The organism is Fibrobacter sp. UBA7003 (assembly GCA_002449765.1).
Lineage (GTDB): Bacteria > Fibrobacterota > Fibrobacteria > Fibrobacterales > Fibrobacteraceae > Fibrobacter.
Window position 1 is genome coordinate 152,712 of sequence record DJXN01000010.1, and the last position, 21,116, is coordinate 173,827.

The window sequence follows — 21,116 nt, forward strand, 5'->3', positions numbered from 1 at the left end:
TTGTTGGCTATATGCAACTTTGCGAGAAAACCCTGCCTTCAGGCGGGGTTTTCCTTTTCTATCTTTAATAAAGTGAAGTTTTCCTTTCCAAAATCCCTCGCAATTGTGGCTATTTTGCTGGTTTGCCTTGTGCAGTCCACGCAGGCGGCCCCTTATGATCCGCCTACTTGGCGCGATTCCACATGGGATTACCGTAGCGAGGATTCCGTCGATATCAAGTCGGAAATTTCGTGGTGGAAGGTGGGAACTGTCGGCGGACTTGCTCTTTCTTCGTATGCGGCGGCCTACGTGTTCGTGTTTGCGAAGGGTTGGTGGGACAATGATTCTAGCCATTTTCACTTTGAAAACGATTTCAAGTATGCGCTGAATCTGGATAAATTTGGCCATTTTGCGGCTGGCGTGGTTCTCGGTGAAACTTTCTATGAAGGATACCGTTGGTCAGGCCTTTCGGAATTCCAGTCCTATTTGTATGCAGGCCTTTCCGCGATGGCGACGCATATCGCAATCGATGTGAAGGATGGCTATTCGCCTGCATGGGGGTTCAGCATTTTTGACGTGCTGTCGGGAACCCTCGGCGGTTTCTTGCCAATGGCGGAACGCTATGTACCTATATTCAAGTACGTAGATCTTAAGTGGAGTTACTGGATAAATTCTACGTATTTTTACGACAAGACAACTCACCGTGGCGATGCCGTCTTTACCGATGACTATGTGAACCAGACATTCTGGGCATCGTTCAAGCCCTACCGCCTGCTGCCTGCTGGTGCACGGAAGTATTATCCGAGCTGGCTAGCCTTTGCTGCGGGCCTGAGCATCAACGAAACGGCGATGGACTACCATGCTCCAGACAAGGACAGGCACCGCGAAGTCTACTTGGCGCTTGATTATGACCTGGAAGCGTTCCGCCCGCAGAGCCGTTGGGCCCGCACACTCATCAAGTACCTGAACTACTTCAAGCTGCCGGCCCCGGCAATCCAAGTTTATCCGGAATTTAACTGGTATTTACTCTATCCGATAAAGTTCTAGGAGGTTCGCGTGAATTGCATCCCTAAAGTTGCCTGCATTTCGCTTTTACTTGGTGCGACATTCGCGATTGCCCTGCCTCAGACGGGCTCGTTCCGTGACAGCCGTGACGGCAAGACCTACAGGACGGTTGTTATCGGGAGCCGCATATGGATGGCGGAAAACCTCGCGTACAACGTGAAGGGGAGCGCCTGCTACGACAACAAGAACGAGAACTGCGCGAAGTACGGGCGTTTATACAATTTCGAGATGGCAAATAAAGCATGCCCTTCGGGATGGCATCTGCCCGAGAACGACGAATGGAAACGCTTCCGCACGTTTATCGAGGATAGCGACGGCAAGGAAGCTGCCTGGATGAGTTTAAAATCCCGCGACAAGTGGGATGGCAGCGACCGTTACGGGTTCGACGTGGTACCTGCGGGCAAGGCGACCGACGAATTTGTGGAACTGGGTGTCTCCGCACATTTCTGGAGTTCTACGACCGAAGACGGAGATGCTTACGGCTGGCATCTTGAGCCTCCCGGAGATTTCAGGATGGAATTCGACGTGAGCAGCAACATGTATTCCGTTCGCTGCCTCAAGGATTACTAGAAACTTAAGAGAAAGGCAATCATTGTTCCGAGCCAGAGCAGGATAGCTGCATAGAGGCCCCCCAACAGGTCATCCGCCATCACGCCCCAGGCTCCAGGAAATTTTTCGAACTTGTGAATTCCGAGCGGTTTGAGGATATCGAAGAAACGGAACAGCCCGAAAGCAATGGCCAGGAAGAAGGGGTATTCGACAATCAAGTTGCTGGGTAAAAAGGCGAGCGCCATAAAGATGCCGCAGACTTCGTCGATGACAATCCAGCCGGGATCTTCGGTGCCGGTATCCTTCATCGCCTTGTTCACGAAGGGGATTGCAGCAAAGAACACGACAAGGGCGGCGGCCAGGAAAAACAGGTTTATAAACAGGCCGAATATTTCGCCACCGATAAAAACGTCGGATTTAAATTCAAACAGTCTGCATGCCAGAACTGCCATGGGGTAGGCGACAATCGCCGCGGCGAGGCTTCCCATGGTGCCGGGAGCCTTCGGGCTCATTCCCGAACCGAAGAATGTCACGATGAGCGTGGTAAACCAGTCCGTCTTGCGCCATTCGTGCGGTACGCGCTTCTTCCCGTATTTTTCTTTCAGTTCTTCCTTGTTCATACTTCGTAAATCCCGGGTTCTCGCCAGTTCTCGTCGCGCTTGCTGTTTAGGCTCCTGTCCGTAACGCTTTCGGCAGGGTGGAGCGGCCAGGGGGAATCGACGTTCTCCTTGATTATGGAGGCTTGGGCCTCGCGTTTCTTTTTCCAGGCGGCAAGCTGCGTCTTGAAAGCGTCGCGCAGGCGCTCCATGCCGATGTTCTCGCGCGCACTCACCTGGATGGCTTCGGGATAGTTCTGCAAGAGCTCGGTACGGCGGGCCTCGTCGCAGATTTCCGCCTTGTTGAACACGCGGATGCGCGGAGTTACCTTGCTGATGATGCCTTCAAGCGTCTTGTGGGTCACTTCCAGGTGTTCACGGTAATCCGGCGCGCTCCCGTCGACGACTTCCAGAATGCAGTCGGCATGCGCTGCCACCCCGAGGGTGCTCTTGAAAGTCTCGATGAGGTTGTGGGGGAGCTTGCGGATAAACCCGACTGTATCGGAGAGGATGATGTTTTCGCCATCGAGGTAAAGCTTGCGGGTGGTGCTGTCGAGGGTGGCGAACAGCTTGTCTTCTACATACACGTCCGCGCCGGTCAGACGGTTTGTGAGGGTCGACTTGCCCGCGTTCGTATAGCCGACGATACCCACGTGGAAAATGTCGTTCCTGTTTTCGGCCTGGCTTTCGCGCGCCTCCTCGATTTTTTCGAGCTTCTTCTTGAGTTCCTGGATGCGCTTGCGGATCATGCGGCGGTCGGTTTCGAGCTGCGTTTCACCCGGCCCCTTGGTGCCGATGCCGCCGTTGTGCTGGCGGCATAGGTGCGTCCACGCACCGGTGAGCCGCGGCATCATGTATTGCAGCTGTGCGACTTCCACCATCAGGCGGCTTTCCGCTGTCACGGCATGCTTCGCAAAGATGTCGAGGATAAGTCCTGTGCGGTCGAGTACCTTGATTCCCGGAAGCCGCTGTTCCAGGTTGCGCACTTGCGACCCCGAAAGATCGTCGTCAAAAACGACCATCTTTGCGTTATCTTCTTCGAGGGCGCGCTTGACCTCGTTTACCTTGCCTTCGCCGATGAGGGTCGCCGGGCTAAAGTTCTGAACGCGCTGTAAGAAGCTGCGCGTGACAATCGCCCCTGCAGTCTCGGCAAGGCGGCCCAGTTCGGCAATCTGTTCGGAGACAAGCCACGGGCGCACCTTGGGTGTCGAAATCCCCACGAGGATGCAGCGTTCTTTTTCCTGTTTATGTTCTGCGGGTTCTCTCATTGCGCCTTTAGCAGTTCCCGTTCAGTTTCAGGAACCAGTAGTCCTCGCTGTTGATGCTGCTCCCTTCGGGCGAGGCGGCATCGGCGAGTTTCGCGAAATCCGGCGCATTGTTGCCCGGCGCATTGCTATCCTGCGGACATGCGCTGGCTGCGTCTAGCGCATTCTTGTCCTGAATATTTTTGTCGTTCATATCGGCCATGCGCAGAATATAATAAATCTCGATGCTCGCGCGCATCTCCGGTGCGTTTCCGTTGCGGGCAAAAAACTATATTCGTGTCATGCGGCTTTGGCTTTCGACATGCCTCGACGATTTTTCCTCGGAGTTCGATGACATCGAGGAGATGTTCAAGCGCGGGCTCACGAGGCTCATTCTCCAGAAGCGCGTGCCGGGGTCCGCACAGGACCTGGCTGGCGGTGCAATACGGTATGCGACCGAAGCGCAGTATGAACGCTGGCTCATGGCTCTCCCGATGGAATATCGCGACCGCATCTGGGTGCGCGGCACTCCCGATATGGCGGAGCGCCTGGAAGTGCGCGGATGCGTGTGCGATGCCGCCCTCCTTGCGCAAGATGTCCCGGAACGATGGAAGCGCGTGAACTGCATTGCAGTCTGTCGCAACCTTGAGCAGCTCAAAAAAATGCCGGAGTGGGTGGCTGGTGCGCTTGTCGGGCCCGTTTTCCAGCCGCAATCCGTCTATGAGCCGATTGAAACACTCGGCATCGCGTGCATTACTGATAAACTCGCCGCGCACGACACGGCCAGCGAAATGCCTGAACTAAACATACCCCCGCAGGTCATTGCCTTCGGGGGCATCGATCACGAGAACCTGGACGATATCAAGAAACTTCCCCTACAGGGAATCTCCGTGCTGGGTGGTATCTGGAACTACGCCGACCCCGTCAACGCCTTTATCAAGCTCGGGCGTGCTTGCGGCGGGCTCTGATTCCTTGGGCACGTTGCTCAGGGATTCCTTGAGGCTCACGAGTTGGTGCGCAAATTCGTTGCACCGGCTGTTTTCGGGGAGATTGATTTCCCAATCGAGCGTGCCGTTGTGGATGACTGGGAGAATTTGCCATATAGTGTTGTACGGGCAGTGGTAATTCGACATGTACGTGACTTCAAGACCTTTCCCGTCCATTCTGTATAGGAATTGTCCGTTCCATTTGACGAATCCGCTCATGTAGCGGATCGCCTTTACGTCGCCGATTTTGCCGGTCTGCTCAAAATAATTCTTTTGGGCAAGCATGTAGTCTTCGACTGCCAGTTTCATCTTGGCGGAAACTCGTTCACCGTTGTTCCATACAATCTCGTAGGTGGTATATCCGTTATAATTCAACATCACGACGTGGGAAATTGTGAAAATGAGAGCCAATGCGGGCATCCATGATTTGGACTCGTATTTTTTGCCGGTCTTTCGGTTCCTGTACTTGCCGAGTGAGATTTTCCACAAGTCCTTCAGGAAAAGGAATACAATGACAGCGCTGCAGGCAAAGGCGACAGCGCATACCGCGGCAGGAATCGTGATCCCGTTATGTTGAAAGATGAGGTAGACCATTTTGTAAAACAGTCCACCGAAAACCAGGTAAAGTGCACCGCGAAGGGTTCTGCCGCTGTTAGTACAGTGTAAACCGGTAAAACCGAGAAGGAGTGCTAGCCAGAATATTTTAAGGCCGGGCTCCTTTGAGTTGTGATGGAGGTGTCCTTTTGCGGGTTCTGTTTCGGGCTTGGGCGTTTCAGCCTTAATTTCGGGCTTGATTTCAGGTTCGGATTCGTTTTCCGGTGAATCTTCCGCTCCGTAGTTCGGGTTCGGTGCATCGCACCAGAGGCACTTGGGCATGTCGTCTTCGTATTTTCGCTTGCATTTGGGGCAAATCATCTTTTACCTTACGCTAATCTTTGAAATTTTCGATGTCCCGTTTTCAAACAATTCTTTTCGAATATATAGACCTTGCACTTGCGGTTTTCCTTCAAGAACCTGTCCATGGATAGTGAAGAAAATTGTCTGCACGGGCAATCCCGAGAGTTCGAGACCACGGGTATTCAGGCTGCGCTCGGCGATGCGAGTTGTGGTATCGGGTTCCTTATAGGGCTTGTCCGGATCGTCCACTACAATCTTGATTTTGGCTTGGCTCTTGCATCCGGTCTCGTTCGTGTAAACGACAGAGTAGTAACCACTAAAGTCGCCGTCCACGTTCTTGAGCGAGTTTTCGCGAGTCGTCGACTTGAATCCGTTAGGGCCTTCCCAGCTCCAGATCTTGCCGTCCCAGGGGTGCGGGCCGAACTGCACTGTAGCGCCCTTCGCGACCTTCAGGTCAAGCGTTTCGTTCCATCCACCGTCATCTACCTTCACGTAGGGGACAATCTTCGTGCCGCTGCAGGGACCAACAACCTTCTTCCCGTCGCACACGCCTATGGAATCGGGAATATCGATTACCCGCGGTTCAAAGTCCGGCGTGGGGAAGGCCTTCATGAGGGCTGCCGTCTCTTCGGCGGTGACCGGCAGGATGGTGCCGTGGCGGGGCGTGAACGCTCCGCTCGTCTTGGTATCCTGTACGAACTTGAAATTTTCGAGGTCGGGGCTGCTTGTGAACTGGTAATGCCCGTTCATGTAGCAGTCATACATGAGTACCCAGGAATTCTGGTTGATGAGCTTGAAGACTCCTGCACCTTCTACGGCCTCGGTCGTCTGTTGCAGGGCCTTGCTCGGCTTGCTCCACTGCGAACCGCTGGCGGCTCCACTCTTGGGCATGAGCGAACTTGCGGTCACCTTGCAGATGCCGCCGTCGCCTTCGTTCTTGTAGAAGGCGTGGTAAAACTTGTCGACCGGGTTGTAGACGATGTCCATGTCAATGGTCGATTTTCCGCGGTCAAAGAAATGCTGCGGGTCGCCCTCCAAATCGGTAAAGTCCTTGTTCGAGTAGGCGTAGAACACCTTGTCGTAGCTGATGGTGCCATCGTTGGTCAACAGCGAAAAGTACACGAGCGGACGGCCCTTGGTGCCGTCGCCGTTGTCGAAGGTGTCGTCCCAGAAGGTTTCGGGGGCCCAGACGCGAGTCACGTTCGCGAAGTTCTTGCCCTTGTACTTGTCGGGGAAATGTACGGTGGCGTGCTTCCAGTTGATGAGGTCGCGGGAGCGCATGAGCACCATGCCGCGGTTGCTTGCCCAGCCCTCGGCGCTCTTCATGTCGGTATTCACCATGTAGAACCAGCCGTCGGGAGCACGCAGCACATGCGGGTCGCGGAGCCCCTTCTTGATGCTTACCGTGTCGGCGGCCACCACGCGCTTTCCGTTGTTCATGGCGGTAAAGCTGTAGCCGTCGTTACTCAGCGCGTAGTAGATATTCTCGTTGTCGTTGGCCGGGAAATACGCGAAAAGGTAGTTGGAGTAGGGTTCGTACCCGTGGATAGAGACCTTTAAAGGCACGTCCTGCGTCTTTGCGCTCAGGCCGTCGTGAATAGTCGCCGTGAGGGTCACTTGCTTGTTTTCGCCCACAAACCTGCCGTTGATATGGCCGTCGTGGGTGAGGAACAGCGTGTCGCTGCTTTTCCAGGTGATGGGGAAGGTTTCCCCGGCAAGCTTTATGGTGTCGAGGAGGGTGAGGTCGGTATACAGGTCGTTGGCCGAGTTGCCCAGGCTCCGGCTAACGCTGTCGACAGAGCGCCAGAAGGGGGTAACATCGACTTGTGCAGAAACAGCGCCCGCACAAAAAAGTAGCGCTAAAATTTCCTTTTTTACCCAAACCATGGCCATTTTGGACTCCTTTTTTCGCTCTTTAATATAATTTAATTCAATTTGGCGTAATCCCCGTCGTAGTTTTTTGTATTTACAAATTATCAACGTAAAACGCAATAATAAAGTAAGTTTTTGGTAATAAAACAAAGCCTGTCAAGGCATTACGTTTTTTCCCTTATTCCACTTTGGAATAAAACAGGCTGTCTTATTTCGTTTTTTGAACATATATTTGGGCTTATGGAACAACCCCGTGCCAAAATTTTAATTGTCGACGATACAAAGACGAATATCGAGATCCTGGAAGGCGTTTTATCATCCCAGTATGATGTCTATGTGGCCAAGGACGGCAAGAAAGGTATATCGATTGCCGAAAAAGTACACCCCGATATTGTCCTTCTCGACGTAATGATGCCCGAAATGGACGGTTACGAAACGCTAAGCGTCATGCGAACCAAGGAAGACCTTAAGGATATCCCTGTTTTTTTCTTGACAGCCAAGTCCGACAGCGACAGCGAACAGACCGGCCTCGATCTCGGAGCGGTGGACTACATCGCCAAGCCCTGCAATCCGCAACTTGTGCTCCTTCGTGTTAAAAACCAGCTCGAATACAAACGCCAGCGAGACCACCTGCACGAACTTGTCGACGAAAAAACGGCCGATTTACGCAAGACCCTCAAGGTGATGCTTACAAGCCTCGGTTCGCTTGCCGAATTCCGCGACCCCGAAACGGGCGGGCATATCAAACGCACGCAGGTCATTGTCCAGCGGCTTGCAGAAGTTCTCCAGAAGAACCCCAAATTTGCCGAATCGATTCCTTCCATGGAATACGTCGACTACTATGCGACCGCAGCTCCGCTACACGACATAGGGAAGGTCGGCATCGAGGACGAAATCCTGCGCAAGCCGGGAAAACTCAACGACAGCGAACGCCAAATCATGAGTCAGCATCCCAAGATGGGCTATGACGTTCTCATGAACGCCACGCATGAACTCCATGACAATCCTATGGTAAAGATTGCTGCCGATATCGCATGGGCTCACCACGAACGATGGGACGGGGAAGGTTACCCGCGCAAGCTCAAGGGAGACGAAATCCCGGTAGGGGCCAGGCTCATGGCGGTCGCCGATGTTTACGATGCGCTCGTATCCAAACGCCCCTACAAGGATCCCTATCCGCACCAGTATGCGGTCAAGGAAATTCAAAACGGGAAGGGCACTCAATTCGACCCCGATGTCGTGGATGCATTTATCAGCATCGCAGACGAGCTCCCCCAAACCTACGAACAGTTCAAGGATAATTCATTTTGACGAGAAGTGCCGCAAACGCAAAGCGCCGTAAGCTGAGCTGGCGCATTTCCTTTGTCTATACGATTCCGATTATCATCGCAACCGTATTGCTAGTCTTTGCATTCCTCTACTATCTCGAAAATTCCCTGATTTCTACAGCCTACAGCAGTTCCGAAATCGCCCTAAAACGGACCGTCGAAACATGCGAGGCGCTCATTTCCAAGCGACAGGAACTTTTTTCGAAATTTGTATCAAACGCGTCCGGAATCAACAAGCAGAATGCAAAGTCCATTCTTCAAAAGCACCTGCAAGGAAACGAAAAACATGTAGATGTCTATTTCGGTTCTGCCGACGGCGAATACATCAGCGCACGGGGCAACACGCTTGACAAAGGTGTTTCTGAATTCAGAACCAAAGACTGGTACCTGGAAGCGTCGCGAAACAACGGGCTTGTGGCCATCACGGGGCCCAATTTCCGCAAACCGAACAACAAGAAAGTCCTGACACTTTCCAAAGCCATCCGAGACAAAAGCAAACATGTGAAGGGCGTCGTGGCCGAAGATGTGGAAACGCAGGAACTGGAGCAGACGCTCAGTAGCGGCGTCGACAAGAACGAAGGCGGAATCATCCTCCTGCTCGACAACAACAGCAACATCATCGAGCATTATCCCGAGCAGACGAACCTTGGCAAAATTGACCTGGACAGCATTCGCACGCTTCTCGACATGGTTTCGAGCGATTTCGACGTAGACTCCCTCATGATGTATGGGAAAGGCGTAGTCCTCCGCCTGGAACGCACCAACAACCATAGGCAGAGCTTCGTCTTCATGATGTCGCCCATGAGCAAGTCGCCTTATTATGTCGTGCGCATTCTACACCAGAACTCCGTCGTCGCAAAGTTCAACGAACGGTTCCAGGGAATCAAGCTGACGCTCATTCTCGCAGTCATCATCCTGATGCTCCTTGCGGGGCTTATCGCCCGAGTCCTGTTCAAACATTTCATCGAAAAAGACTTGAACGACAGCGTGAGTTCCAGTTCGCTTTTCGATACGCTCCTGTCGAGCCCTAATCTAAGGCTAATCCTCACAAACGAATCCTTCGACATTCTGCAGGCTAGCAGTACGATTATCGATTTCTTGAACGACGGTGAAGATATCAAGGGAGAAACCCTTTGGAAATACATTCCGTCCGAGCAGTTCAAGAAATTTGCACACCGCGTGGCGATGGGAGGCGAACTGCACCCCAGCGAACGCCAGACGATGGTGATGATCAAGAATTCGAAGGGTGAAGAATTCTGGTGGAAGATATTCTTCCAGTTCCTTTCCGAAGCCGACGGCAGCATCCGCTACCTCTTCATGTTGAACGATGAAACGAGCGGCATCCAGAAAGACACCATCCTTGACACCATCATGCTTTCGGCCGACCGCTCCCTGCTCATGATTTTTGACCGGAGCCGACATATCAAGTACATGTCAAAGCAACTTGGCGACATCTTCGGCATGGACTGGCAGAACCTGTTGGGATTCTCCCTCAACGACCTTACTTCGTGCGGTTTCCCCGACAACGTGATGGAAAAATTGAACGAGGCGTTCGACAAGCGCGAAATCTGGAAGGATTCGTTCATGCTGCCGTCCAAGAACGGCCAGAGCGAAATCTGGTTCCGCGGCGAAGCCGTAACGCTCAAGGCCCAGGAATCTATCGTGGGCTACATGTTCTCGATGACGGACATTTCCGAAATCATGGCCGCTCGGGAAATTGCAGAACAGGCCACCCAGGCAAAGAGCGAATTCCTCGCCAACATGAGCCACGAAATCCGCACCCCGATGAATGCGATTATCGGCATGGCACACCTTATTTCGGAAACGGAATTGAACGAGCGCCAGCGCGGTTTTGTCGACCGCATCAGCCATGCGGCAAAGTCCCTGCTCGGCATCATCAACAATATCCTCGACTTCTCGAAAATCGAAGCCAAAAAACAGGAACTCGAAGTCACGCAGTTTGTTTTGCAGGATGTCATCAGCGAAGTGGCATCGCTTGCCGAAGTGCGAATCGCCGGCCGACCCATCGAACTGATTGTCGATGTGGACCCGGACATCCCCGAAACACTCATGGGCGACCCGTTACGCCTTTCGCAGATTTTCACGAACCTCGTGAACAATGCGACAAAGTTCACCGAGAAAGGCGACATCACGTTGAAAGTCCAGATCGAAAGCATGACCGACAAGAACGTGCGCCTGGCCTTCAGCGTGAAGGATACGGGCATCGGCATGACGCCCGAACAGCAGGGGAGGCTATTCAAGGCCTTCACCCAGGCGGACGGTTCCACGACCCGCAAGTACGGCGGCACGGGACTTGGGCTTGTCATTTCCAAATCGCTCGTGGAACTCATGGGCGGACAGATGCAGGTCGAAAGCGAACAGAACGTCGGTTCTCGATTCTTCTTCACGATTACCATTCCGATAGCGCCCCAGGCGAGCACGCCGAAATGGAAGAGCGTCAATTCGTTTGCCGGCAAGAACGTGTTGCTGGTGGATGATTGCGCAAACGCTCGCGCCGTGTTGCGCCATATCCTTTCCAAGTTGAACTGCGTGGTCGAGGAAGCCTGTTCGGCAGCCGAGGCGTTCGACCTTATCCAAGCCCACGAAGAAGCCAAGGAAGCCCCCTACGACATCTTCCTCGTCGACTACAAGATGGGCCTCGAAACCGGGTTCGACTTTGCAAAGGGAATCCCGCAATCCATGCGTTCCATCCCGAAAATTCTCATGCACCCGCTCCACTTCGAGGAACAGGAGCATGACACGGCTGTCAAACTCGGCTATAACAGTTGCGTTGCGAAACCGCTACAGATCAGTTCGCTGCTCAGCGCCCTGCAAGAAGCCACAGGTCTGACGCTTACCTACCGAAAGGCCGTCAAGAAGGAAAAACGCAAAATTTATTTCAAGCCGGCGAAGGTCCTGCTCGTGGAGGACAACCAGATGAACCAGGAACTGGCGACATCCCTCCTGAATTCTGTCGGGCTAACCACGATGATTGCGAACAACGGCAAGGAAGCGCTCGACCTCCTGAAACCGAATTCCTTCGATCTGGTGCTTATGGACCTGCAGATGCCTGTGATGGACGGCATTACGGCGACAAAGGAAATCCGAGGCAGGGGAGAGGAGTATTTCAAGAAAGTCCCGATTCTTGCCATGAGCGCCCGCGCATTCCAGAAAGACAAGGAAGAATGCTTCGAGGTCGGTATGAACTCCTATATCGTGAAGCCGATCGACCCGACCTTGCTATACGAGGACTTGGCCAAGTTCCTTCCCGTTGCGGCCGAAGAAGCAGAATCACAGCGGACAGTCGTTTCGACCGGCAAGAACCAGATGGCCGAAGACGATTCGATATTTGTGTCGCAGTTCTCCAAGGTCAGAAATTTCGATGCATCTTCCGGTCTCTACCATGCGAACAACAACAAGACCATTTACTTGAGAATCCTGCAAGGCTTTGTTCGCGATTATGCAGGACTGGACCTGCGCAAGAAAATTGAGACATCCAAATTCGAAGAGGCGACGCGCATTACCCATACCATCAAGGGCCTTTGCGGAACCATCGGCTCCACGCATGTCCAATCGCTCGGTGCAGCCGTAGAAAACACCCTATCGCAAAAGCAGCGTAATTTTGACGAATACAACGCATTTGAATCAGCGCTCCACGAATTGATCGAAGACCTCTCGGTTGTGCTTAAGGATATCGCCACAGAACAGGCGACCCCGGCGCAAAAAGTTGCAGATCCGAATGCGGTTGAAAAACTGAAAAAAGCCCTCGAAGAACTGAAACCGGCCGTTGATTCCTGTTCATCGACACAATGCAAGCGCATTCTGGATTCCGTCGAAAATCTCGCATTCAGCGACCAGGTCAATGACCTGATCACAAAGCTCGTTAACCAGATTGACGACTACGAGTTTAGCGAAGCCGAAGACACCATCAAGGAAATAGAGAAAACCTTCGCGTAAGGCTATCGGGCTAGAACCATTGCAGCGACAAACGCGAGCGCCACAATTACCGCAGCCGCGATGGCGAACGGGTTCGCCTTTTTCTTCTTGTTGCCGTATTCGTCCGTCCCGAATTCATTCTCCAAAATTTCATCGTAATCCGGCGTTTCGAGGTCGGTGAATTCTGAGCCTTCTTTCCAGCCGGTATTGGCGTCGCTCCCGCAATGCGGGCAGAACGTGGCGTCATCTTTCAGTTCGGAATGGCAGTGAGGGCAGTACATAATTGATGATTGATAATGGATGATTGATAATTGATGATGGATAATGGAGGATAGCATTGTCATGCCCGCGGCTTGTAGTGAGCATGTCGAACTAAGGCGGGCATCTTCGTTTATTTCGTGAATTTATAACGGCCGAGCAGATCAAAATAGCGTGCCTTGGGAGAGATTTTGACGGGCTTAACAGTCTTGCGGATAGAGGTGGTTCCTTCGGTTTTTGAATAATAATGTATCGTTATGAATCCATCGGAATAAAATGACAACGAATAGCCGTCGTTCATGGGTTCGTAAGTAATCGTATTGGCGATTATTCCATTTTTGTTCAGTTCAAGACATTTGTCGCTTTCCGTGCTGCTTACATACAATTTTGTATTGGACAGCGATGCCGAATTGTCCTTCCCGGAGTATCTGTTGATGACCACGGTATCGCCCTTGTTGATGATTTCCTCGAAAATTTCTTGACCGAAATCCAGATCTTTTGTCAGAACGCTTGCGGACTGACTTGTCACCTTTATGGTCTTTTGGTTCCCCAAGACTCCCTGGACATAATAATTCTCGAAAATAAATGTGGTATCTCCTGAGATGGAATCCTTCATGAAATACTCGATGCCCTGTTTTGTCAAGGTGCTTTCATCCTTGTTCCAATAGTAATTCATTGTGGAGGTCGAGCCGCTTTCTTTCTCGAAAAATTGGCTTCTGCTCACTTTGCCATTGGAGTATGTGTATGTTTGATTGTAAAGATTTGGCGAGATGACGGAATCTAATTGGAGTCCGCTATCTTCAATCATGTAGTAACCAGCAATCTCTTTGAAAACGGCGTCTGTGCAAGTGTTAGCAGAAACGGTGGTGCTTATCGCGAATGCACTAGCAAAAAACAAGGCGATAAAATTGCTTTTTTTGAGTTGTTCCATTTTTCCTCCTATTTAATTTGCTTTAAATATAACAAAAAACCGCCAGGCATGTGCCTAACGGTTCCATCGCTTTTTGTTTGAATCCTATTGACATCGCACCCGCAGTGGGGGCAGAACGTGGGATTATCTCGTGTACTTATAACGGCCCAGCAGGTCGAAGTAGCGGGCCTTGGGAGAGATTTTGACGGGCTTGACTGTTTTGTGGAGGGAGGTTGTTCCTTCGGTTTTTATAAAGAAGAATTCTCTAAAGTAGTCTTCGCTTTCAACACTTACAGAATAACCTTTTTCATTGGGCTTGTATAACAGGGTGTAATTAATTTGGCCATCGGCATCGTATTCATAGCATTTGTTGTCATTATTTGGATCTGCTGCATAGACTTTTTGACTTGTTCTAACGGAATCCGTATTGTAATCGAAGTATCTTTTTTGTATCACGGAGTCTTGTGTCAAAATATATTCAGTTAACCAATGAATTTTGTCTTCAACCTGTTCTACAGTAATATAGTTCGGCGTAATTTTAGTTGTCTTTATCCCGCCGTATTCACCATTGGAGTAAACTTTTTCTTGGTAACATAACGTATCTTTCGCTTGGCATTTAGAAACGATGTATTCGATACCTTTGTTTTTTAGTGCGGTCTCATTCGTGTCGTTGTAGAAAGGGGAAATACGAATTTCTTCGCCTTCTTCCTTGGTATCATACTGTGTTTCGGCGATTTTCCCATCTTTGTAGATGTATTTATGCGTCCACTCGTTTCCATTTTCGTTAAAGTAGGATGAATCAATGTGAAACTCGCTTTCCGGATTGAGGTATGGATTCGCGAGATGCGTAAACCAGACATCCGTGCATTTATTTGCCAAGGATGCAGTATTCAATGACAATACGGCAATAGAAACAAGAAAAAAAGATTTGCGAATCACGAAAGACCTCCTTAATTTGCTTTAAATATAAAAAACCGCCAGGCGATTGCCTAGCGGTCTTTAAGCTTTTGGCTTGAATCCTATCGGTCGCTGCGCGACCTCCAGGATGACAAATCAAACATTACAGCTTGTTGTTGGAACCAAGAACGTCGACGATCTTGTGTTCGTACATCTTCTGCATGTTTTCGCGAGCCGGCTTGAGGTACTGGCGCGGGTCGAAGTGTTCCGGATGTTCGTCGAAATACTTACGGATAGCGGCAGTCATGGCGAGACGGCTGTCAGAGTCGATGTTGATCTTGCAAACAGCGGACTTGGCAGCTTCGCGGAGCTGTTCTTCCGGAATACCGACGGCATCCGGGAGCTTGCCACCGTGGGCGTTGATGGTGTCCACTTCGTCCTGCGGCACGGAAGAAGAACCGTGGAGCACGATCGGGAAGCCCGGGAGCTTTTTTTCGATGGCGTGGAGCACGTCGAATGCCAGGGGAGGCGGAACGAGCCTGCCAGTCTTCGGGTCGCGAGTGCACTGTTCCGGCTTGAACTTGTAAGCACCGTGGCTGGTACCGATGGAGATAGCGAGGGAGTCGCAGCCCGTACGGGTAGCGAAGTCGATCACTTCTTCCGGCTTGGTGTAGTGGGATTCTTCAGCCTGGACTTCGTCTTCCACACCGGCGAGCACGCCGAGTTCAGCTTCGACGGTCACGTCGTGCTGGTGAGCGTATTCAACAACCTTCTTGGTGAGGGCGATGTTGTCTTCGTACGGAAGAGCGGAACCGTCGATCATCACGGAAGAGAAACCGTTGTCGATGCAGTCCTTGCAGAGTTCGAAAGAGTCACCGTGGTCGAGGTGGAGCACGATTTGCGGATTGGCGCAGCCGAGTTCCTTGGCGTATTCAACAGCACCCTGGGCCATGTAGCGGAGGATGGTGCCGTTGGCGTAGTTGCGGGCACCCTTAGAGACCTGCATGATCACCGGAGACTTCTGCTTCACAGCAGCCTGCACGATGGCCTGCATCTGTTCCATGGTGTTGAAGTTGAAAGCCGGGATAGCGTAGCCACCCTTAACAGCCTTTGCAAACATTTCCCTGGTGTTCACCAGGCCGAGTTCCTTGTAAGAAACTGCCATTTGTTTTACCTCTTGATTCTTTGGCGACTTGCATCGCCGGTTAAAAGTTACGGGGCTAAAGATAGCATTTTCACACTGTTTTGTCCACCAATTTCGTCGCCGTTCCGCGCGTGCCTGTCCGGTTTTCTTGTTTTTACTTGCGCACCTTGCGCCATGAATGTATATTAGTGTAGGTGTCTGGTTTTAAGGAGTATCTATGCTTTTCAAGAGAAGCTTGCTAGCGGTGTCGGCCATTGCCCTTATGGCGGTATTTTCGCATGCCGAGGTCACCTACACGCTCCACAAGTCCGCGAACCCGACTGCCGACGAGCAGGACGCCTACAAGCGCATTACGGCCGTGATGGATTCGGCGGTCAAGCTCTACAACACCTACTCTAACCTTTCCAAGTTCATTAACGTCTACTACGCGCCGGGAGTGCCCACGGCCGAGGCCAGCAGCAACGGCGACCTCCGGTTTGGCGAGAACCGCAGTTATATGGTGGTGCCCACGGCCATGCACGAGATGGCGCACACGCTTGGCGTCGGGACCACGTCGGAATATGCGGCAACTTGCGTGGACGGTGTGTTCAGGAACGACAAGGTCCAGGCGAAACTCCGTGAAATGGACGGCCCGAATGCGGAACTCCATTGCGACCGTCAGCATATATGGCCGTATGGCCTGAACCAGGCGAGCGAGGCCAAGTCCGAAAAAGACCTGATAAACCACGTGATTCTCGTAGAGACCATTTACCAGCAGCTGTTCAAGGTGGCGTTCTACAAGGAGGGGAGGATCAAGTCCCTCGGCGAAACAAAGAAATGCATGGGAATTACATCTAGCAATGCGCTCGAACTCATGGATTGTAGCGATACGGCGACCTTCGTGAAAATTTTCTCGGTGGGCGATAACCCCGTTACCTACTACATTCAGCTCGGGAGCCGCGTCGTGGATATCCCGAACGAATCCACTGCAGCTGGCATTGTCGCCTCGACCTACGGTTACAACGGCGGTGCTCACCAGCGTTATACCTTCGATGATGCCGGAGTCAATATGCCGAATGCCTTCTTGCTCAAGAACTACAAGAGCGGGCTCTACCTGCAGGCGGTGGGCAAGCAGGTGCAGCAGAACCGGAAGGTGGACCGCGACGAATCCTTCATCTGGAAACTCGAGGAAGCGGGCACGAAGCCCGATACGTCTTCTGCTGGCGATACGAGCGTCGTCGCTCCCGATACTTCTGACACGAGCAAAACTGACACGTCAATAACGAGGATTGTCCGTATCCGCGACATTCAGCTGCAGGCTGCCCCGACAAGGATATTTGACCTGAAGGGCCGGAACATCGGCCGGCAACCGCTCGGCCGCAACCGTAATACGCATAAAGTTCTTTTCCAGAAGTAAAAACGGCTCATTGCCTGAAAATGCAAAAAGCCCGGCTAGAGAGCCGGGCGAAATTTTTTTGCTTGATTTAGCGATTACACACCGAAAGCGGCATCGGCAGCGGCGGCGTTCTCGGCCACGTTTTCCGGTGCGGCAGCATCGGCAGCTTCGGCAGCGGCGATGGCTTCATCCGTAACATCGTTGTTCGCCTTTTCGATCATGGAAAGCTTGCCTTCCTTGAACTTGTACATGGCGATGGTAGTGGGCTTCTTGTTGAGCTGGATGTAACCCTGGCCAGCCTGGTTGTTGAGGAAGCGGGCTTCATGCGCCATCATGACAACGGCACGGAATACAGAGCCTTGACATTCTTTGCTAGCATAGATATCGTCAAGATAGACTCTCTGATCGGACATCGGGGTACCTCCGAAAAATTTTAGAAGAGGGAGAGGGATTCGAACCCTCGTTACCGTAAAGTAAACACGCTTTCCAAGCGTGCGCCTTCAACCACTCGGCCATCCCTCCAGGATGTGAGGCCAAATATAGATATTTTATTCATGCTTGTCAAGCGTTTTTGGCCTTTTTTCGCAAAAATTTGCAAAAAATTACTTGCCCAGTTCATCCCACACGACCTGCATGAGCGGTTCGAGCGTCCTGGGGGAGAAGTCGAACTTGATATTTGCGGCCTCGAAGAGCTCCTTCACGGGGCGGCTGCTCCCGAGACTTTCGGCACGGAAGAGGTCGTCGATGGCCTTTTTCGGGTCCTTTTTGAAGTTCGCCCACACCTGCAGGGCCCCGATCTGGGCAATCCCGTACTCGATGTAGTAGAACGGGCACTCGAAAATATGGAGCTGCTTCTGCCAGAGGTTGCGGCGCACGGCCTCGAGCCCGGTGTAGTCCACGCCGGCATCGTAGCGGGACATGATTTCGTCCCAGATATCGCTGCGGTCTTCCGCCGTATGGGTGGGGAAGTTATAAAGCCTGTGCTGGAAACTGTCTACGCTCGCGACCCACGGGAAAAGCCAGACGACATCTTCGAGTTCACCGATGGTGCTGCGTTCGATCGCTTCGCGGTCATCACCGTAGAAAGGCTTCAGGTTCGACATGCCGATGAGTTCCATGCTCATGCTTGCCACTTCGGCGAATTCGGCGGGAACGTCGCGGTACGGGAAAATGGGCTGGTCCGCAAGTGCGAACTGGTGGAACGAGTGCCCCGATTCGTGCAGGAGCGTGTAGATATCGCGGTCCGTGCAGGCCGAATTCATGAAGATAAAGGGGAGGCGGCTCTCGTCAAAACCGATCTGGTAGCCGCCCGGAGCCTTGCCGAGCCTGGAATCCGGGTCGATGAGCTTTTTCACCTGCATCTCGCGGGCCCACTTGCCTGCCTGCGGATGGATGCTCTCGAAAATCTGGTCGACTTTCTCGATAAGTTCGTCGCCGGTGCTATAGGGCTTGAGCGGGGCACGGTTCATCGGGTCTACGCTCAAATCCCACGGGCGCAGGCGTTCGAGGCCCATCTTCTGCGCTCGCTTCTTGTACATTTCCTTCTGGAGGGGGAGGACCAGTTTCTCGATGCTCTCGTGGAAGGCTTCGCAGTCGGCAGGGGAGTAGTCAAAACGGTGCTTCGCGAGGAATATATAATCGATAAAGTCCTTGCAGTGGGCGTTCCTCGCAATCTGCTTGCGGATTGAGAATAAATTATCAAACGAGTTGTCGAGCGCTTCCTTGTCCTTGAGGCGACGATCCCACATGGTGCGCCAGGCGCGTTCGCGCAGTTCACGGTCCGTGCGTTCCATGTAGGCGGCCATCTGTTGCATGGTCTTCGTTTCGCCATCAAATTCGACGCTCATGCCACCGGTAATCTTCTGGTACGCCTGGATTTCCTTGTTCTCTTCGGTCTCGAGCGCGATATTGTCGGGGGAGAACAGGTCCAAGGAAACCTGGACGCCCTTGAACCATTCGCCGAATTCATCCTGGAGCGCATTCTTCGCCGGGTGGGCGACGAGCTTCTTGTTCAGCTTGTCGTCGTATTCGTTCATGATGGGCTGGATGTTCTCCACAAAGCTCTCGTAGGCCTTGGCAGCTTCTTCGTCGGCAGTGTTGCAGGTCATCGCCACATAACGGCGGCAGCTCACTTCGCCCAAAACGGATTCGAGTTCGCTCCAGTCCAGAATCCACTGGCGGAGTTTCGCGGAATTTACAGGAATCTCGCGCTGCAGCAAGGACTGGTAAAGTTTTGAAACCTCGTGGGAATCATCGACATTCAGGTTTTCGGGAACATACTTGCGGTTCATTTTTCCTCCGGTTACAGCCCGCCGACCCAGTCTTTCAATATACTGTTCAGGATGGTCTGCCTTACGTTGTCTTCAATGGCAACCATTTCCTCGTGCGAAATCGTGCGGGAATCGTTGAAGTCGAAGGACACGGACTCGCCTTCCGGGCCGAGCGCCACAACAAGCTTGCCTGCGGCCTTGACTTCTGCGATTTCTTTGAATTTGAAAATTCTCTTGTCCAGCGGGAGGCGCGTAGATAGCCGAACCTTGTTCTCGCCGGGAATAAGCGTGACGGAATCCTTGAGTTCGAGCGGCAGGTCCATGAGCGTGTCGAGCGACACGTGCGCAGCGAAATCCCGCAGCCAGAGCGTATCGACGTCGGAATTTTTCACGTCGAGAACGATACCCAGGTACGCATACCCGAGATCGATGTTGACGATGCCCTTCGCGAGGTTCTGCACGAACGCGACGACATTCGGGTTCGGCAGGATTCCTCCGATAACGGCTCCGCCGAGCTGATCGACAATGTCGGGACGGATTTGTACCGAGTCGAGCGTAAACTGCCGAAAATCCACCTTCATGTTCCGCATGATGCTCGCCGCGTCGATTTTTCGCGTCACGGCGCAGCCGTCCATTAGGGCCGCGGCAAGAAACAAAATGCAGGTTATAAAAAGGATTTTCTTCATTTTTTCACAATATAACAAAAACACGTTGATTCAATGTCCCAAAAGGACTGTCGTTCAACAAGCATGGCCGATCAATCCCTATTTCTCCGAATATTTAATTGCCGATAATGCGGATTATGTAAACTAAATATATAGAAAACAGGGAGGAGGATCATAACCATGATTGCTCTGATTTTCATACTTGATTTAAACCTAGAAATACATTTGATAACAATGTTTCAAAATAATACTCTCGGGGACCTGATAACGCCCTTATTCCATGGTCTTGGCATTGGCATGTTTTTTGCTAAATTTGGGCTGAAAAATAAAATCAAAGGAAAGAATACCATGGCAGAAGATTTGAACGAACAGGAACCGACCGCAGAAGAAAAGGCAAAATTCGAAAATGACGTGCTCAAGGCCGCCGAAGACGCTATGGAGATGGATGGTTCGACAGGCTCACCAACCGAGGACAAGGCCAACGCAGCCCAATCTGCGGACGCACCTGCCGACGCCGAGCAGCCCGCTGAGGAAGCCGCCGAACAGTCTGCCGAACCTACGGAATCTGCCGAGGAAATTCTCAAGGCCGAACTCGCTGCCGCAAATGACCGCAACCTCCGCCTGATGGCCGAATTCGACAACTACCGCCGCCGTACCGCCAAGGAACAGCTCGAACTCATCGAGACCGCCAACGGCAAGCTCCTTGAAAAACTCTCCGAAGTGCAGGACAACTTCGAGCGCGCCTTCGCGAGCGAAAACAAGGCCCAGGATTTGGAAGCCTTCGAAAAAGGCATGCAGATGATCTACAACCAGTTCGCGAAGATTTTGACCGACGCGGGCCTCGAGCAAATCGACCCGACAGGCGCGGAATTCGACCCGAACATGCACGAAGCCCTGATGCAGCAGCCCAGCGAGACCGTGCCCGAAGGCCACGTTGTCACCGTGTTCCAGAAGGGCTACAAGCTCAAGAACAAGATCCTCAAGACCGCGAAGGTCATCGTCTCTTCCGGGAAATAAACCCGCATGACACTCCCCCGCTATTTTAGACACAGTTACGCTTTGTATTGCGCCATTTTTTTCGTGCAATCCCAAAAAAAATGACGAAACCCACATTTAGGTCTTTATTCTGTGCTTTTTTGCCAAAA

The 21,116-nt window shown here is 52.2% G+C and carries 19 protein-coding genes and 1 tRNA gene; 7 read left to right on the plus strand and 13 right to left on the minus strand.

The annotated features are described in order from the left end of the window. Positions 1 to 72: 72 nt before the first annotated feature. Positions 73 to 1,026, plus strand: coding sequence for a DUF2279 domain-containing protein (locus B2952_RS07255; RefSeq protein ID WP_290734611.1), 954 nt, complete (start codon positions 73 to 75; stop codon positions 1,024 to 1,026). Positions 1,027 to 1,035: 9 nt separating this feature from the next. Next, positions 1,036 to 1,614: a fibrobacter succinogenes major paralogous domain-containing protein gene (locus B2952_RS07260; RefSeq protein ID WP_173381814.1), complete on the plus strand. Its 579-nt coding sequence runs from the start codon at positions 1,036 to 1,038 to the stop codon at positions 1,612 to 1,614. On the opposite strand, the gene B2952_RS07265 is transcribed toward B2952_RS07260, so the two are convergent. From B2952_RS07265 to B2952_RS07275, 3 genes are read right to left on the minus strand one after another with little or no spacing between them, the layout of a single operon-like run. Further along, positions 1,611 to 2,213: a phosphatidylglycerophosphatase A family protein gene (locus B2952_RS07265; protein ID WP_290734608.1), complete on the minus strand. Its 603-nt coding sequence runs from the start codon at positions 2,211 to 2,213 to the stop codon at positions 1,611 to 1,613. The genes B2952_RS07260 and B2952_RS07265 overlap by 4 nt on opposite strands. Next, positions 2,210 to 3,457 carry a GTPase HflX gene (gene hflX, locus B2952_RS07270; protein WP_290726595.1) on the minus strand — a complete coding sequence of 416 codons (1,248 nt, stop codon included), beginning with the start codon at positions 3,455 to 3,457 and terminating at the stop codon, positions 2,210 to 2,212. The genes B2952_RS07265 and hflX overlap by 4 nt, the downstream gene beginning before the upstream one ends. Positions 3,458 to 3,464: 7 nt before the next feature. Further along, on the minus strand, positions 3,465 to 3,647 hold the full coding sequence (locus tag B2952_RS07275; protein ID WP_290781551.1) for a hypothetical protein: 183 nt from the start codon (positions 3,645 to 3,647) through the stop codon (positions 3,465 to 3,467). An 88-nt stretch (positions 3,648 to 3,735) separates the two neighbouring features. Here B2952_RS07275 and B2952_RS07280 point away from each other — a divergent pair, with 88 nt between their 5' ends. After that, positions 3,736 to 4,401, plus strand: a complete 666-nt coding sequence (locus B2952_RS07280) for a hypothetical protein (protein ID WP_290734604.1) — start codon at positions 3,736 to 3,738, stop codon at positions 4,399 to 4,401. Here the strand turns inward: B2952_RS07280 and B2952_RS07285 are convergent. Next, entirely contained in the window at positions 4,309 to 5,334 is a 1,026-nt protein-coding gene (locus tag B2952_RS07285) for a hypothetical protein (RefSeq protein WP_290734602.1), read from the minus strand. The two genes, B2952_RS07280 and B2952_RS07285, sit on opposite strands and share 93 nt — an antisense overlap. Before the next feature lie 3 nt (positions 5,335 to 5,337). Then, positions 5,338 to 7,209, minus strand: coding sequence for a glycoside hydrolase family 43 protein (locus B2952_RS07290; protein WP_290734600.1), 1,872 nt, complete (start codon positions 7,207 to 7,209; stop codon positions 5,338 to 5,340). A gap of 219 nt (positions 7,210 to 7,428) precedes the next feature. On the opposite strand from B2952_RS07290, the gene B2952_RS07295 reads away from it, so the two are divergent. Together B2952_RS07295 and B2952_RS07300 are read left to right on the plus strand one after the other, a co-directional pair. Beyond that, positions 7,429 to 8,499, plus strand: coding sequence for an HD domain-containing phosphohydrolase (locus tag B2952_RS07295; protein WP_173381808.1), 1,071 nt, complete (start codon positions 7,429 to 7,431; stop codon positions 8,497 to 8,499). Beyond that, a complete protein-coding gene (locus B2952_RS07300; protein ID WP_173381807.1) occupies positions 8,496 to 12,473 on the plus strand; it encodes a response regulator in 3,978 nt (1,325 codons plus the stop codon). The genes B2952_RS07295 and B2952_RS07300 overlap by 4 nt, the downstream gene beginning before the upstream one ends. Positions 12,474 to 12,475: 2 nt before the next feature. On the opposite strand, the gene B2952_RS07305 is transcribed toward B2952_RS07300, so the two are convergent. From B2952_RS07305 to B2952_RS07320, 4 genes are all read right to left on the minus strand, one after another. Then, positions 12,476 to 12,733, minus strand: coding sequence for a zinc ribbon domain-containing protein (locus B2952_RS07305; protein ID WP_290734598.1), 258 nt, complete (start codon positions 12,731 to 12,733; stop codon positions 12,476 to 12,478). A 110-nt stretch (positions 12,734 to 12,843) separates the two neighbouring features. Next, entirely contained in the window at positions 12,844 to 13,641 is a 798-nt protein-coding gene (locus B2952_RS07310) for a hypothetical protein (RefSeq protein ID WP_290734596.1), read from the minus strand. A 123-nt stretch (positions 13,642 to 13,764) separates the two neighbouring features. Further along, complete coding sequence (locus tag B2952_RS07315) at positions 13,765 to 14,559, minus strand: hypothetical protein (RefSeq protein WP_290734595.1); 795 nt, start codon at positions 14,557 to 14,559, stop codon at positions 13,765 to 13,767. A gap of 121 nt (positions 14,560 to 14,680) precedes the next feature. Continuing rightward, entirely contained in the window at positions 14,681 to 15,682 is a 1,002-nt protein-coding gene (locus tag B2952_RS07320; protein WP_173372107.1) for a class II fructose-bisphosphate aldolase, read from the minus strand. Between the two features lie 196 nt (positions 15,683 to 15,878). Between B2952_RS07320 and B2952_RS07325 the strand changes: the two genes are divergently transcribed. After that, positions 15,879 to 17,057, plus strand: a complete 1,179-nt coding sequence (locus tag B2952_RS07325; protein ID WP_290734593.1) for an RICIN domain-containing protein — start codon at positions 15,879 to 15,881, stop codon at positions 17,055 to 17,057. 74 nt (positions 17,058 to 17,131) lie between these two features. Here B2952_RS07325 and B2952_RS07330 read toward each other — a convergent pair whose 3' ends face one another. From B2952_RS07330 to B2952_RS07345, 4 genes are all read right to left on the minus strand, one after another. Then, positions 17,132 to 17,449, minus strand: coding sequence for a hypothetical protein (locus B2952_RS07330; protein WP_173366588.1), 318 nt, complete (start codon positions 17,447 to 17,449; stop codon positions 17,132 to 17,134). A 24-nt stretch (positions 17,450 to 17,473) separates the two neighbouring features. Further along, positions 17,474 to 17,558 (minus strand) — tRNA-Ser (locus tag B2952_RS07335). An 80-nt stretch (positions 17,559 to 17,638) separates the two neighbouring features. Beyond that, positions 17,639 to 19,327 (minus strand): M3 family oligoendopeptidase, encoded by a 1,689-nt coding sequence (locus tag B2952_RS07340; protein ID WP_290734590.1) that lies wholly within the window; start codon positions 19,325 to 19,327, stop codon positions 17,639 to 17,641. Between the two features lie 11 nt (positions 19,328 to 19,338). Next, positions 19,339 to 19,992 carry a hypothetical protein gene (locus B2952_RS07345; RefSeq protein ID WP_290726617.1) on the minus strand — a complete coding sequence of 218 codons (654 nt, stop codon included), beginning with the start codon at positions 19,990 to 19,992 and terminating at the stop codon, positions 19,339 to 19,341. A gap of 327 nt (positions 19,993 to 20,319) precedes the next feature. Between B2952_RS07345 and grpE the strand changes: the two genes are divergently transcribed. Continuing rightward, entirely contained in the window at positions 20,320 to 20,988 is a 669-nt protein-coding gene (gene grpE, locus B2952_RS07350; protein WP_290726619.1) for a nucleotide exchange factor GrpE, read from the plus strand. Positions 20,989 to 21,116: the final 128 nt, after the last annotated feature.